The sequence below is a fragment of the Halomonas sp. Mc5H-6 genome, from assembly GCF_024124705.1.
Lineage (GTDB): Bacteria > Pseudomonadota > Gammaproteobacteria > Pseudomonadales > Halomonadaceae > Vreelandella > Vreelandella subterranea.
Genome location: NZ_JAMXSI010000036.1, coordinates 1 through 1001, shown reverse-complemented (window position 1 = coordinate 1001; position 1001 = coordinate 1). Strand labels below are relative to the sequence as shown.

The 1001-nt window shown below is 56.6% G+C and carries 2 rRNA genes; both read right to left on the bottom strand.

Going from position 1 to position 1001, the window contains the following annotated elements:
• Positions 1-115, bottom strand: a 5S ribosomal RNA gene (gene rrf / locus NH395_RS18335); the annotation flags it as partial.
• A gap of 145 nt (positions 116-260) precedes the next feature.
• Positions 261-1001 (bottom strand): 23S ribosomal RNA (locus NH395_RS18330); the annotation flags it as partial.

The following is a 1001-nucleotide window of genomic DNA, read 5'->3' as shown; positions in this document are numbered from 1 at the left end:
CCTGACGATGACCTACTCTCGCATGGGGAGACCCCACACTACCATCGGCGCGAAGCGGTTTCACTGCTGAGTTCGGCAAGGGATCAGGTGGTTCACGCTTGCTATGGTCGTCAGGCGTAACTGGCTGTACATCATGCTGTGCTGTGTTTCGTGACCGTCTCATCTGGCAGTAAGCGTTTTATCGCTCACTGCGCGTATCCGGTTATCCAAGTGCTCTCACACTCGTCGTTATCATCACGACCAGACCCCTTGGGTGTTATAGGGTCAAGCCTCACGGGCCATTAGTACACGTTAGCTCAACGCCTTGCAGCGCGTCCACACCGTGCCTATCAACCAGCTGGTCTCGCTGGGCCCTTCAGGAGGCTCTCGGCCTCAGGGATGTCTCATCTTGAAGGGGGCTTCCCGCTTAGATGCTTTCAGCGGTTATCCCGTCCGCACATAGCTACCCGGCAATGCCACTGGCGTGACAACCGGAACACCAGAGGTGCGTCCACTCCGGTCCTCTCGTACTAGGAGCAGCCCTTCTCAAACATCCAACGCCCACGGCAGATAGGGACCGAACTGTCTCACGACGTTCTAAACCCAGCTCGCGTACCACTTTAAATGGCGAACAGCCATACCCTTGGGACCGACTTCAGCCCCAGGATGTGATGAGCCGACATCGAGGTGCCAAACACCGCCGTCGATGTGAACTCTTGGGCGGTATCAGCCTGTTATCCCCGGAGTACCTTTTATCCGTTGAGCGATGGCCCTTCCATACAGAACCACCGGATCACTAGAACCTGCTTTCGCACCTGCTCGACGTGTCTGTCTCGCAGTCAAGCACCCTTATGCTCTTGCACTCATTGCACGATGTCCGACCGTGCTGAGGGTACCTTCGTGCTCCTCCGTTACGCTTTGGGAGGAGACCGCCCCAGTCAAACTACCCACCACACACTGTCCTCGATCCGGATAACGGACCTGAGTGAGAACGCCAATGATGCCAGGCTGGTATTTCAAGG